Source organism: Mesorhizobium sp. M0296, assembly GCF_040321675.1.
In the GTDB taxonomy this organism is placed as follows: Bacteria; Pseudomonadota; Alphaproteobacteria; order Rhizobiales; family Rhizobiaceae; genus Mesorhizobium.
Genome location: NZ_JAMYRZ010000029.1, coordinates 44,978 through 57,538 on the forward strand (window position 1 = coordinate 44,978; position 12,561 = coordinate 57,538).

The window sequence follows — 12,561 nt, forward strand, 5'->3', positions numbered from 1 at the left end:
ACAGTATCATGGCCTATGACGTCGTTATCATCGGATCGGGACCAGGCGGCTACGTCTGCGCCATCAAGGCGGCGCAGCTCGGTCTGAAGACGGCGGTAGTCGAAAAGAACCCGACCTTCGGCGGTACCTGCCTCAACATCGGCTGCATCCCGTCAAAGGCGCTGCTGCATGCGTCCGAGATATTTGCCGAGGCCGGCCATTCCTTCGAGGCGCTCGGCGTCGAGATCGGCGCGCCCAAGCTCAATCTTGGGAAGATGATGGCACACAAGGATGCGACGGTGACGGCCAATGTCAATGGCGTCGCCTTCCTGTTCAAGAAGAACAAGATCGACAGTTTTCGTGGCACCGGCAAGGTGGTTGCGGCCGGCAAGGTGTCGGTGACCTCCGATGACGGCAAGGTCGAGGAGATCGAGACCAAGAACATCGTCATCGCCACAGGCTCCGACGTCGCCGGCATTCCCGGCGTCGAGGTCGATTTCGATGAGAAGGTGATCGTCTCGTCGACCGGCGCGCTGTCGCTGGACAAGGTGCCGGGCCATCTGGTGGTGGTCGGCGGTGGTGTCATCGGTCTGGAGCTCGGCTCGGTCTGGGCGCGGCTCGGCGCCAAAGTCACCGTGGTCGAGTTCCTCGACACCATCCTGGGCGGCATGGATGGCGAGGTCTCCAAGCAGTTCCAGCGCCTGCTGTCGAAGCAGGGCTTTGAGTTCAGGCTGGGCGCCAAGGTGACTGGCGTCGCCAAGGCCAAGAAGGGGGCGACGGTTACCTTCGAGCCGGTCAAGGGCGGAGCAGCCGAGACGATCGAGGCGGACGCGGTGCTGATTGCGACGGGACGACGGGCCTATTCGGACGCTCTCGGGCTGAAGGAGACCGGCGTCGACGTCGATGAGCGCGGCCGGGTCAAGACCGACGGCCATCTCAGGACCAACGTGCATGGCATCTATGCCATCGGCGATGTCATCGCCGGGCCGATGCTTGCACACAAGGCTGAGGACGAGGGCGTGGCGGTGGCCGAAACCATCGCCGGCCAGGCCGGTCATGTGAACTATGACGTGATTCCGAGCGTCGTCTACACCACGCCGGAAATCGCCTCGATCGGCAAGACCGAAGAAGAATTGAAAAAGGCCGGCGTCGACTACAAGGCCGGAAAATTCCCGTTCAGCGCCAATGGCCGCGCGCGCGCCATGCTGCACACCGACGGCTTTGTGAAAATCCTGGCCGACAAGGCCAGCGACCGTGTGCTCGGCGTCCACATCGTCGGCTTCGGCGCCGGCGAGATGATCCATGAGGCGGCCGTGCTGATGGAATTTGGCGGCTCGTCGGAAGACCTAGCCCGCACCTGTCACGCCCATCCGACGATGTCGGAAGCGGTAAAGGAGGCGGCATTGGCGACGTTCTTCAAGCCGATCCATATCTGAGCGGTTGAATCGCAGGCGACGGTGGCGATTGGCGAAAGCGGGGCTGACAGCCAATCTCCCCCCAAGTGCGGGAGATGTCCGGCAGGACAGAGAGGGGCGCGAAGGATCACCACAGACGGCCTCCATTCTGAACCACAGATGGATTCCAGGGTCTCCGCGATGTCGCTTCGCTCCTGCTCCGCGCTGGATGACGAAGATGAAGTTAACCCATGGCTAATCGCAGCTCAGAGCATCGACGGCTGCTCCCCAAAAAAACGGCCCGCCTTTCAGCGGACCGTTCATATATTAAATCAGCAGTCTGATCACTGAGCCGGGGCCGGTGCTGGTGCGGGAGCCGGAGCCGGGGCTGGCGCAGGGGCCGGAGCGGGTGCAGGTTCTGCCGGAGCGGGAGCCGGAGCGGGTGTCGCCGGAGCTGGCGCAGGAGCCGGTTCGGCTGGCTTCATCGGCTCGGCAGGTGCTGGGGCCGGAGCCGGTGTGCTGGCTGCGGGCGGTTCGGCAGGCGCAGGTGCCTCGCTACGTCTTCCAAAAACATAATAGGCGACAATTGCCAGGATAACGACGACCAGTGCAATCAGCCAGCCGCTGCCGCCGCCGCGTGGCCGTGCGGTACCCGGTGAGGTGAATGGGTCGTTCGGATTGGGTGTGTTCGCCATAAAAGTGTCCTCCGTGGATGAAAAACATCAAGTAATAGCCATCAACGTACAATCGTTGAATCGGTTTCACATTAGGCGTTGAAAACGCCGAAAACAGGGCAATTCTGATCCGGAATCGCTCGCAAGCATGCATTTCCACCGCAAAATGGGTTCGATCGAGCCAAACCGAACCTTTTTCGGTTTCTTGGCACGAAGCGCGGCTGGTCCGCCGTCGCGCCACGCGTAAGGGCTGATCCCGCCTCGGCAATGATTCGGTGTGCAACTCCGCCGTGTCGTTCAGTTGACGGCGGTCACCGTATAGCCGGTCTTGCGGAAACCCTCGACCAAGCCTTGCGCTCCGGGAAGGTGCATGGCGCCGACCGCCATGAAGACATTGCCGTGGGCGAGGATCGGCGCTGCACGATCGACCATCACCTTGTTGCGGCTGGTGATCATGGTCTGCTCGAATTCGGCGTAACCCGATTGGTCGTCGACTTGTTCGGGGATGACGGCCCGAAACAGCGGTACATACATGCCAGTGTCGCCACGCCGGTAAAGCACGATCATGGTTTCGTTGACATCGTTCACCTTGTCGCCAAGCTTCAGCGTATCGACCAGCCCCTTCAGGTGAAAGGCGATCGGCAGCGAAGCCATGGCGCGCAGCTGGTCGGCGATTGTCTCCAGGCCCTCGACCGATTTGCCCGAAGCCTCGGCGTCCTTGGCAAGCTTGACGTCGAGCACCGGCGCACCGCCAGCCTGGCGGGCGACTTCGCATGCAGGTAGCGCCACCATCGCCGACAGCAACCAGGGTTTCATCTTGGCGACGGTCGCTGGCGGGATGCCACGCGCATCGAGCGCCTTGTTGACCACCGCCGCATCCTCCGGCGACAGCAGCGACGAAAGCGTCGTCTTGTCGGTGAACATCATCAGATCCGGCTCTTTCAGCAGTGCGGCCATCATCTTCTGCTTGTCGAGCACTTCGGTGGTCTCGATGATGACGGTGCCAGCCGCATCGAATGCCTTCTGCGCGGCGGGTGGCAGCGTGGTGACGCGCGGGTCGGTAACGTGCATGGTGCCGAACAGGAAGGACGGTTTTTCGCCCGATTTTTCGAGCTTCCACAGCAGGCCCTTGCCGTTCGGCGTCGCTGCCGCGTCTGCCTCGATCTTGCGGTAGGCAGCCGGGTCGTCCTTTTGCAGCGCGCTCAGCATATCGCTACCGGCGCAGGCCGAAGTCTCGGCGCGTGCCTTGCCCGCGGCGAGCAGCGCGACGATGAGGAAAGAGAGGAAAAACAGGGCGTTGAGCGCGACGAGCAGCTTCAGCGACATATGGGTCGCGCGGTCGGCGATGGCGATGAGGCGTTTCATGCTGCGGTTCTAGGCGCAAAAAGCGGCAAAACGGTTAACCGGCGCATCAAAATTGTTGCGAGATGCCCACCGACACATGCATCGATCACGTACGAGGATGAGCTGCTTCGTAAATCTCGAGCAGCCTGGCGGTGTCGACGCCGGTGTATATCTGGGTTGTCGACAGGCTGGCGTGGCCGAGCAACTCCTGGATGGTGCGCAGGTCGCCGCCCCGCCCTAGCAGATGCGTGGCGAAGGAATGGCGCAGCGCATGCGGCGTCGCCGTGTCGGGCAGGTTGAGCGCCGAGCGCAGCTTGGCCATGTCGCGCTGGACGATTGCCGGGTTGAGTGGGCCGCCGCGGGCACCGCGAAACAGCAGGCCCTTGGGATCGAGATGCCAGGGACACAAGCGGCGGTATTCGGCAATCGCCCGCAGCGCCACCGGCAGCACCGGCACCAGCCGGGTCTTGCCACCCTTGCCGGTGACGCGCAGCACGGTATCACCAGGTGAGGAAAGATCGGCGCCCGACAGGCCGAGCGCCTCGGAGATCCGCAAGCCGGACCCATAGAGCAGGGTCAGCACGGCGGCGTTGCGCGCGGCAATCCACGGCTCCTCCGCCAGTTGGCCTTCCACCGAGACGACGTGTTTTGCATCGCTTGCGGTCAGCGGCTTGGGCAGCGATTTCGGCTGCCGCGGCGCGCGCAAGGCTGTCGCACCTGCCGCATTGGCGAGGCCGCGCCGTTCCAGGAAACGCAGCAGCGAACGGATGCCGGCCAGCCCGCGCCCGAGCGTGCGGGCGCCGGCGCCCTCGGCACGGCGGGCAGCGAGAAAGCCGCGCAAATCGGCGGGGCGCAGATCGGCGATGTCGGAAATGCCGGGCGAGCCGCCGCAATGGCCGGTCAGGAAATGCAGGAACTGGCGCGTGTCGCGCTCATAGGCCTCGACGGTTTCGGGCGATAGCCGGCGTTCGCGCGCCAGCATCTTCAGCCAGGCCTCGCGCGCCGCCTGCAGGTCGGGTTTTGCCGGTATGAGGAATTCCTGCATTGCACTCTTCCAGTTCCCGCCATCTTCCGGCACGCGGGTTAGGAAGCGGTGAAGAGCAGCGTCATTGAAATGACGACGGGCTGGGGTTAGAGCAAGGCAAAGGATTTTCCGCAGATGATCAAGCCGCAAAACCCCGTCCAGATGGCCGTGATCGGTGCCGCGCATGGCATCAAGGGCGAATTGCGCGTCAAGAGCTTTACCGGCGACCCGCTGGCGCTGGCCGATTACGGTCCGCTCTACGCCAGGGATGGCCGCGCCTTCCAGATCGTCGACATCAGGCCCGCCAACACCGTGGTGGTGGTGCGGTTCAAAGGCGTCAACGACCGCAATGCCGCCGAGGCGCTGGCCGGCACCGAATTGTTCGTAGATCGTTCGGTGTTGCCCGATGAGGGCGAAGAGGATGAATTCTACCATGCCGACCTCGTCGGACTGGAGGTCAAGGACGACACCGGTGCGGTCGTCGGCAAGGTCGTCGCCGTGCACAATTTCGGCGGCGGCGACATTCTCGACGTGACGCTGGCGGGGCGCAAAGGGGTGCTCATCCCGTTCACGCAGGCCGCCGTTCCGGAAGTGTCGATCGCCGGCGGCTTTGTCCGCGTTGATCCAGCCGCCGCAGGGTTGGTCGAGGACGAGGACGGCGAGCCTCTCGCTGACGACGGTTTCGACCCCAAGGGTAGGCCGCGCGGGCCGAGGGACGCCGGAGGCAACCGGTGAGTTTTTCGGCTTCGGTGCTGACGCTCTATCCCGACATGTTTCCCGGCGCGCTCGGCCTGTCGCTAGCCGGCCGCGCGCTGGAGACCGGCATTTGGTCGCTCGAAACAGTCCAGATCCGCGACTTTGCCAGCGATCGCCACCGGACCGTCGATGACACGCCGGCCGGCGGCGGCGCCGGCATGGTGATGCGGGCAGACGTGCTGGCCAGCGCCATCGACCACGCCTCGCCGGCAGGCGATCCACGTCCGCGCCTGCTGATGAGCCCGCGCGGCAAGCCGCTGAACCAGGCACGCGTGCGCGAACTCGCCGCTGGGCCGGGTGCGGTGATCGTCTGCGGCCGCTTCGAAGGCGTCGACCAGCGGGTCATCGAGGCGCGCGGCCTCGAAGAAGTTTCGATCGGCGACTTCATCCTGTCCGGCGGCGAGCCGGCGGCACTCGTGCTGCTCGACGCCGTGGTGCGCCTGCTGCCCGGCGTCATGGGCAATGCGGTATCGGGCGAGGAAGAGAGCTTTGAAAACGGCCTGCTCGAACATCCGCATTATACGCGGCCGCAGGAGTTCGAGGGCCGGCCGATTCCCGAAGTGCTGATTTCGGGCAATCACAGGAAGATCGCGGCGTGGCGGCGGGCCGAAGCGGAGAGGCTGACGAAGGAGCGACGGCCGGATCTGCTGGAGCCTGATCCATCCCAATAAAATCGGGATGAATCAGACTCCATCTTGCTGTTTGACCATGATCTTTTCCGAAAACCGGATCCCACTTTTCGGGATCATGGTCGAGCCGCTCAGCCCTTATCGAAATAGTAGAAAGCCAGGAACAGGCCGACGGCGATGACGAAGCCGCGCACCGCGTTCTGCGGCACGCGCCTGGCGATCCAGACGCCGGCATAGCCGCCCAGCGCGCCACCCGGGATCATGATGATCGCCTGCAGCCAGGCAATGACGCCGCCCGAGACGAAGACGAGGATGGCAACCGCAGCGATGACCACGGCCAGCATGTTCTTCAGTGCGTTCAGCCGGTGATAGTCGCCGGACTGGGTGAGACCGAGCGTCGCCAGCATCATGACGCCCATGCCGGCGCCGAAGAAGCCGCCATAGACGGCGGTGGCGAACTGCGCCAGCGACCCGACCAGCGAACCTACCGCGGCCTCATGCTCCGGCTTGGGCGCCGGCTTCAGCCATGGCCCGGCAGCGAACAGTGCGGTTGCCGCCAGCAGCAGCCACGGCACCAAGGCGCGGAACGACGGGTTGTCGAGCCCTAGAAGGATAAGCGCGCCAGACAGCGCACCGAGAGCCGAAATGAGGCTGAGCAGCAGTGCGCCGCGCCAGAAATGCTTGATGTCGTGCCAATAGGCGAGCGTCGAGGTGATGTAGCCAGGAAATTGCGTCACCGACGATGTCGCATTGGCGACGATCGGCGGCAGGCCGGCCAGTGTCATGGCGCCAAAGGTTATGAACGTGCCGCCGCCGGCAACGGCGTTGACCGCGCCTGATAGAAAGCCGGCGAGAAAGAGCAGGACCGCGTCCAAGATTGGCATGAGGGGTGTCGTCGCTGGAGGAAAATGCCTGTCTTCCGGCTTAGAAAGCTTGACGCGCGGGCGCAACCCCCTAGACCACAAGCGATCACGGGATTGCCACAGCGGGCGCCAGCCCAAAAAGCAGCGCAAAAAAGAAACGGCCCAAAAAAGAAACGGCGAAGACGTGACAAAGCGCCGAAATAGCTGTATGTGCGCGCCGAACCGGAAGAAAAATCTGCCAAGAGCGATCTTCTGGCCCGTCAACAATGACGGTGTAGTCGCCCCTGCCCGATGTTCTCGAACAGACGTTCTCGAACGAAGGGCATAGCCGAGCGGTCGATGCGACTGCAAGGCGAGTGTCGGACGCTCTGACTGTCGGAAGAACAAGAAGTGGATCTATGAGATGGACATCCTCCGTCAGCTTGAGGCCGAGCAGGCCGCCAAGATCGAAGCCAAGCGCAAGCTCCCCGAATTCCAGCCCGGCGATACCGTGCGCGTCCAGGTCCGCGTGACCGAAGGCACCCGCACCCGCGTGCAGGCCTATGAGGGCGTCGTCATCGCCCGCGCCGGCGCCGGCTTCCAGGAAAACTTCACCGTCCGCAAGATCTCCTACGGCGAAGGCGTGGAGCGTGTGTTCCCGGTCTATTCGCCGATGGTCGAGGGCGTCGAGATCGTGCGCCGCGGCAAGGTGCGTCGCGCCAAGCTGTACTATTTGCGTGACCGTCGCGGCAAGTCGGCCCGCATTTCGGAAAACACCGGTGTGCGCGCCCGCAAGCTAAACGACGAAGAGCGCGATGCGCTGAACGCCGAGAAGGCGCGCATCGAGGCCGAGAAAGTGGCCGCCGCCCAGGCGCTGGCCGCCGAGAAGGCCGCGCAGGACGCCGCCGAGAAGAAGGCCGCCGACGAGGCCGCCAAGGCCGCGGAAGCAACTGCCGCCGAATAAGGCGTCTTCAAAACTCATGGTTTTGGAAAGGCGGCTTCGGCCGCCTTTTTATTTCGCGAGGTGGATTCGATTTTGCCGGTCCGCAATCGATACGGATCGTTCTGTAATTGCCGCCGTTGAAAGCATTGGAATTCATTTTCGTGCCGAGCGCCGCATCGGAGCGGCTTGCAAGGCGCCTGCGGAAAGCTAAAGTCGGCGCCGGATTTCCTACATGCCTCGGTCGATCGAGGCGGTTCAGTTCCTGGGGAGCATAGTCATGATAAATTCGAAACTGCTGCTGGCCGGCCTGCTGGCTTGCCTTCTCGTGCCGGTCGCGGCTCTGGCGCAGGCGCTGCCCGACCTCGGCGGCAAGAAGGTGGTGGTGGTGACCGAAAACGCCTATCCGCCGCTGCAGTTCATCGATGCCAAGACCGGCAAGCAGATCGGTTGGGAATATGACGCGATGAACGAGATCGCCAAACGGCTGAATTTCAAGGTCGAGTACCAGAATACCTCTTGGGACGCGATGATCCAGGCGGTTTCCGACAATCAGTACAACATCGGCATGACCGGCATCACCATCAAGGACGACCGCAAGCAGAAGGTCGATTTCTCCGACCCGTATATGCGCTCGGAACAGTTCATGCTGGTGCGCGGCGACGAGAAGCGCTTCACCGATGCCAAGACGTTCGCCGCCTTCAAGGACGGGCTGATCGGCGCGCAGGCCGGCACCACGCCCTTCTACACCGCCGTCTACAGCGTGCTCGACGGCAACGAGCAGAACCCGCGCATCAAGCTGTTCGAGACATTCGGCGCGACGGTGCAGGCGCTGAAGGCCGGCGACGTCGACGTCGTGCTCACCGACGGCACTGCCGGCAAGGGCTATGTCGATGCGTCCAACGGCGGCCTTAAGCTGATCGGCGGCCCACTCGGCACCGAGGATTTCGGTTTCATCTTCCCCAAGGGCTCCGACCTGGTGAAGCCGGTCAACGCGGCAATCGCCGCGCTCAAGGCCGACGGTACGCTCGACGCGCTCAACAAGAAGTGGTTCCTCGACTACAAGATGGGGCAGTAGGCCCGCTTGTTGCGCGCATTTCATGACGATTGTGCGCGGGAACTCGCGCTGACTCTGCGCTCGTACACCCCCCTCTGGCCTGCCGGACATCTCCCCCTCAAGGGGGGAGATCGGATTTCGCATCGGCTTTCGCCAATTTTCAGTGTTGCAGAACGGGCCGCGAGGTCAAAGCTGCCGATCTCCCCCCTTGAGGGGGAGATGGCCGGCAGGCCAGAGGGGGGTGTGACAGAACGCTGCCTTCGTGACTCTGTTATCGGTACCGCTTGATGCCGTCGGCGCCTCTCGCCTCAGCCAAATCCGACTTCCCGTGGTGGCTTGCCGTGGCCGTGGCGATCGCCTTGGCCGCCGCCATCTTCATCGCTGCCAGCGACCTCTATGCCCAGGTCTTCGCAACCGTCGCCAAGGGCATCGGCGTCACCATCTTCGTCACGGTGGTCGCCTTCGCGCTGGCTTGCGCGATCGGCCTCGGCGTCGCGCTGATGGGCCTGTCGGGCTCACGCTGGCTCAGCCAGATCGGCCGCTTCTACGTCGAGATCATCCGCGGCGTGCCGATGCTGGTGCTGTTGTTCTGGATCGCCTTTGCCGGGGCGCCGGCCTTCGTCGCGGCATGGAACGCGCTGACGGCGCCGCTGCAAAGCGCCGGCCTCTTCGGTGAGCTGCTGGTACGCGACGTGTCGTTGCTTTGGCGCGCCGTCATGGCGCTGACCATCGGCTATTCCGCCTTCATCTCGGAGGTGTTCCGCGCCGGTATCCAGGCGGTCGAGAAGGGGCAGATCGAGGCGGCCAAGGCGCTCGGGCTGACGCGCACCCAGCTCTTCCGGCTGGTCATCTTTCCGCAGGCGATCCGCACCATCCTGCCGCCGCTCGGCAATGATTTCGTCGCCATGGTCAAGGATTCCTCGCTGGTCTCGGTGCTCGGCGTCGCCGACATCACCCAGATGGGCAAGATCTACGCCGCTGGCTCGTTCCGCTTCTTCGAAACCTATTCGATCGTCGCCTATATCTATCTCATCCTGACCGTTGGCCTATCGTTGGTCTTGCGGGCGCTGGAGAAGCGGCTCCGCCACCAGCATGGGGAATAGAAGGCAGGCGAAAACGGCGCTACCATCGATCGGACGCGACCGGGGAGGACCCATGATCATCGACAAGGCCAATGCGGCGCTGGAAGCGGTCTATACGGCCGACACGCCTGAGACGCTCGCCAAGGCCTATGCGCAATGGGCCGCGACCTATGACGGCGAAACCGCGGCGCTCGGCTATCTCCTGCCGTTCCTGATCACCGCCTGGGTGGCGCGCCATGTGCCGGCGGGCGAAGGGCCGCTGCTCGACGCCGGCTGCGGCACCGGCCTGTCGGGGCCGTCCCTGAAGGCACTCGGCTACCACGATATTGCCGGGCTCGACCTGTCGCAGGACATGCTGAAAATCGCCGGCAGCCGGCAGGCCTACAGCGAGCTGAAACAGGCGATGCTCGGCGGGCCATTGCCTTGGGCGGACGGGTATTTCCGCGCCTTTTTCTCGACCGGCGTGTTCACCATCAGCCACGCACCGGCGTCGGGCCTGCATGAACTGGTACGCATCACCAGGACGGGCGGCCACGCCATCTTCACGGTCCGCGACCAGGTGTTTGAAAGCGGCGGGTTTCAAGCCGTGTTTGGCGAACTGGAGCAGGCGAAAAAATGGCGGCCGGTCGAGGAGAGCCCGTGGTTCCGCTGCTACGCAATCGCCGAGCCCGACGCGCTGGTGAAGACCTTCGTGTTCGAGGTGCTGTGAGCGAAGGCAGACGCGATTGCTGAAAAGCCAAAACATTGATATGAGCAGCGCCATGGAAGAGCTTTTTGGCGATCCGGCCTATAAAGGTTTCGTGCTGCAGGACAGGAAACGCCTGCCGTCGCGATTTTCCGCGCGCGTCTGCGGGGCGCTGACCAGCCGACTTAGCTAGGGCAGACTCGCCAGGCTGTTTCGCCGGTCCGACCGGCGTCGTTTTCCCTCTTTAAATCGACGGATTTACGCAAATGAGCGCACCCCGCACCCTCTACGACAAGATTTTCGACGACCATGTTGTCGACCGCCAGGACGACGGCACCTGCCTGCTCTATATCGACCGCCATCTGGTCCACGAAGTCACCAGCCCGCAAGCTTTCGAAGGCCTGCGCATAACCGGCCGCAAGGTTCGGCATCCGGAAAAGACGCTGGCCGTGGTCGACCACAATGTGTCGACCTCGCCCGAGCGCAAGTTCGGCATCAAGAACGAGGAAAGCCGCATCCAGGTCGAGGCGCTGGCCAAGAACGCCAAGGATTTCGGCATCGAATATTATTCCGAGAAGGATATCCGCCAGGGCATCGTCCACATCATCGGTCCCGAGCAAGGCTTTACGCTGCCCGGCATGACCATCGTCTGCGGCGACAGCCACACCTCGACGCATGGCGCGTTCGGGGCGCTGGCGCATGGCATCGGCACCTCGGAAGTCGAGCATGTGCTGGCGACGCAGACGCTGATCCAGCGCAAGGCCAAGAACATGCTGGTGCGCGTCGACGGCGCACTGCCGGAAGGCGTCACCGCCAAGGACATCATCCTCGCCATCATCGGCGAGATCGGCACGGCCGGCGGCACCGGCTATGTCATCGAATATGCCGGCGAGGCAATCCGTGCGCTGTCGATGGAAGGCCGCATGACGATCTGCAACATGTCGATCGAAGCCGGCGCCCGCGCCGGCCTGATCGCGCCCGACGAGACCACCTTCGCCTATGTCAAGGACAAGCCGCGCGCCCCCAAGGGCGAAGCCTGGGACGCCGCGCTCGCCTACTGGAAGACGCTGCAGTCCGACGAAGGCGCGCATTTCGACAAGGTGGTCGTGCTCGACGCGGCAAAGCTGCCGCCGATCGTCTCCTGGGGCTCCTCGCCCGAGGACGTGGTCTCGGTGCAAGGCATCGTGCCGAACCCGGACGACATCACTGATGAGAACAAGCGCACCTCCAAGCAGCGCGCACTCGACTATATGGGCCTGAAGCCGGGCACCAAGATCACCGATATCGAACTCGATCGCGTCTTCATCGGCTCCTGCACCAATGGCCGCATCGAGGATCTGCGCGCCGCCGCCAAGGTGATCGAGGGCAGACAAGTCAATCCGCGGGTCAGTGCGATGATCGTGCCGGGCTCCGGCCTGGTCAAGGAACAGGCAGAGGCCGAAGGCCTCGACAAGATCTTTGTCGCCGCCGGCTTTGACTGGCGTGAGCCGGGCTGCTCGATGTGCCTTGCCATGAACGACGACCGGCTGAAGCCGCATGAGCGCTGCGCCTCGACCTCGAATCGCAATTTCGAGGGGCGCCAAGGCTTCAAGGGCCGGACGCATCTGGTGTCGCCGGCAATGGCCGCGGCGGCGGCGATCGCCGGCCATTTCGTCGACATCCGCGAGTGGAAATAGGGCAGGCGCGCGCAGTCGGATATGAGGAGCCCGAGCCGCAATGCGGTTCGGGCATTCTTCAGTCGGGCCGCCTGACGAATTCATGGAATCCCTCACGGCGGCCGGGTTGGTCCTTTGCGACGACCAGCGCCAGTTGGCGCTCGTCGAAGAGTTTGAACCATTCGTCCCATTCGACCAGTTCATAGCCGCCGGCATTGACCGGGCGTTCGGCCTCATCCTGGTCCTGGTAGGCATGCTGGCCGAAGACCAGCCTCAGCATGGGCTGCGTTCCGGCTTCGGGCGACACGTCGACGATCGCCGGAAAGCCGGCGCGTGCCGCGGCCCATGAGCGAATTGCATCGTGATCGGTCAGCATGATCGTGTCGGCCATCGGAGCGTCTCCTGGTTGCCGTCGTGAAACGCCGCTCGCCGTTCGCGGTTCCGCCCAGCGGCTTTGTCGACGCACCTGTCGTATATTCGCTTTCGCTTAACCGCTTGTT

At 63.7% G+C, this 12,561-nt stretch carries 12 protein-coding genes; 8 read left to right on the top strand and 4 right to left on the bottom strand.

Translation table 11 applies throughout. The features are described from left to right. The first annotated feature begins 8 nt into the window (after positions 1-8). Positions 9-1,415: a dihydrolipoyl dehydrogenase gene (gene lpdA / locus NKI97_RS24485; RefSeq protein WP_352748411.1), complete on the top strand. Its 1,407-nt coding sequence runs from the start codon at positions 9-11 to the stop codon at positions 1,413-1,415. 929 nt (positions 1,416-2,344) lie between these two features. On the opposite strand, the gene NKI97_RS24490 is transcribed toward lpdA, so the two are convergent. Beyond that, positions 2,345-3,412 (bottom strand): TraB/GumN family protein, encoded by a 1,068-nt coding sequence (locus NKI97_RS24490; protein WP_023679785.1) that lies wholly within the window; start codon positions 3,410-3,412, stop codon positions 2,345-2,347. Between the two features lie 85 nt (positions 3,413-3,497). Beyond that, the gene (locus tag NKI97_RS24495) at positions 3,498-4,436 is read right to left on the bottom strand and encodes a tyrosine recombinase XerC (RefSeq protein WP_352450166.1); all 939 of its coding nucleotides are present in this window, start codon (positions 4,434-4,436) and stop codon (positions 3,498-3,500) included. Positions 4,437-4,550: 114 nt separating this feature from the next. On the opposite strand from NKI97_RS24495, the gene rimM reads away from it, so the two are divergent. Both rimM and trmD read left to right on the top strand, forming a co-directional pair. Then, positions 4,551-5,150, top strand: a complete 600-nt coding sequence (gene rimM / locus NKI97_RS24500) for a ribosome maturation factor RimM (protein ID WP_352450165.1) — start codon at positions 4,551-4,553, stop codon at positions 5,148-5,150. Continuing rightward, entirely contained in the window at positions 5,147-5,842 is a 696-nt protein-coding gene (gene trmD / locus NKI97_RS24505; RefSeq protein ID WP_352450164.1) for a tRNA (guanosine(37)-N1)-methyltransferase TrmD, read from the top strand. Before rimM ends, trmD begins: the two co-directional genes overlap by 4 nt. 89 nt (positions 5,843-5,931) lie before the next feature. Here trmD and NKI97_RS24510 read toward each other — a convergent pair whose 3' ends face one another. Then, entirely contained in the window at positions 5,932-6,684 is a 753-nt protein-coding gene (locus NKI97_RS24510; protein WP_023679781.1) for a sulfite exporter TauE/SafE family protein, read from the bottom strand. 382 nt (positions 6,685-7,066) lie between these two features. On the opposite strand from NKI97_RS24510, the gene rplS reads away from it, so the two are divergent. The 5 genes from rplS (at position 7,067) to leuC (ending at position 12,082) form a co-directional block, all read left to right on the top strand. After that, on the top strand, positions 7,067-7,606 hold the full coding sequence (rplS, locus tag NKI97_RS24515) for a 50S ribosomal protein L19 (RefSeq protein WP_023679779.1): 540 nt from the start codon (positions 7,067-7,069) through the stop codon (positions 7,604-7,606). Positions 7,607-7,862: 256 nt separating this feature from the next. Continuing rightward, a complete protein-coding gene (locus tag NKI97_RS24520) occupies positions 7,863-8,660 on the top strand; it encodes a transporter substrate-binding domain-containing protein (protein ID WP_031212709.1) in 798 nt (265 codons plus the stop codon). Positions 8,661-8,926: 266 nt separating this feature from the next. Next, positions 8,927-9,742 carry an amino acid ABC transporter permease gene (locus NKI97_RS24525; RefSeq protein ID WP_352450163.1) on the top strand — a complete coding sequence of 272 codons (816 nt, stop codon included), beginning with the start codon at positions 8,927-8,929 and terminating at the stop codon, positions 9,740-9,742. A gap of 52 nt (positions 9,743-9,794) precedes the next feature. Further along, the gene (locus NKI97_RS24530; RefSeq protein ID WP_352450162.1) at positions 9,795-10,430 is read left to right on the top strand and encodes a class I SAM-dependent DNA methyltransferase; all 636 of its coding nucleotides are present in this window, start codon (positions 9,795-9,797) and stop codon (positions 10,428-10,430) included. A 242-nt stretch (positions 10,431-10,672) separates the two neighbouring features. Further along, a complete protein-coding gene (leuC, locus tag NKI97_RS24535) occupies positions 10,673-12,082 on the top strand; it encodes a 3-isopropylmalate dehydratase large subunit (protein WP_352450161.1) in 1,410 nt (469 codons plus the stop codon). Positions 12,083-12,140: 58 nt separating this feature from the next. On the opposite strand, the gene NKI97_RS24540 is transcribed toward leuC, so the two are convergent. Next, positions 12,141-12,452: a hypothetical protein gene (locus tag NKI97_RS24540; protein WP_023679773.1), complete on the bottom strand. Its 312-nt coding sequence runs from the start codon at positions 12,450-12,452 to the stop codon at positions 12,141-12,143. Between the last annotated feature and the right edge of the window lie 109 nt (positions 12,453-12,561).

Bases quoted from the DNA above. Each gene is read 5' to 3' on its own strand.
- lpdA (WP_352748411.1), top strand. From the start codon at position 9: ATGGCCTATGACGTCGTTATCATCGGATCGGGACCAGGCGGCTACGTC.
- NKI97_RS24490 (WP_023679785.1), bottom strand. From the start codon at position 3,412: ATGAAACGCCTCATCGCCATCGCCGACCGCGCGACCCATATGTCGCTG.
- NKI97_RS24495 (WP_352450166.1), bottom strand. From the start codon at position 4,436: ATGCAGGAATTCCTCATACCGGCAAAACCCGACCTGCAGGCGGCGCGC.
- rimM (WP_352450165.1), top strand. From the start codon at position 4,551: ATGATCAAGCCGCAAAACCCCGTCCAGATGGCCGTGATCGGTGCCGCG.
- NKI97_RS24510 (WP_023679781.1), bottom strand. From the start codon at position 6,684: ATGCCAATCTTGGACGCGGTCCTGCTCTTTCTCGCCGGCTTTCTATCA.
- rplS (WP_023679779.1), top strand. From the start codon at position 7,067: ATGGACATCCTCCGTCAGCTTGAGGCCGAGCAGGCCGCCAAGATCGAA.
- NKI97_RS24520 (WP_031212709.1), top strand. From the start codon at position 7,863: ATGATAAATTCGAAACTGCTGCTGGCCGGCCTGCTGGCTTGCCTTCTC.
- NKI97_RS24525 (WP_352450163.1), top strand. From the start codon at position 8,927: ATGCCGTCGGCGCCTCTCGCCTCAGCCAAATCCGACTTCCCGTGGTGG.
- NKI97_RS24530 (WP_352450162.1), top strand. From the start codon at position 9,795: ATGATCATCGACAAGGCCAATGCGGCGCTGGAAGCGGTCTATACGGCC.
- leuC (WP_352450161.1), top strand. From the start codon at position 10,673: ATGAGCGCACCCCGCACCCTCTACGACAAGATTTTCGACGACCATGTT.
- NKI97_RS24540 (WP_023679773.1), bottom strand. From the start codon at position 12,452: ATGGCCGACACGATCATGCTGACCGATCACGATGCAATTCGCTCATGG.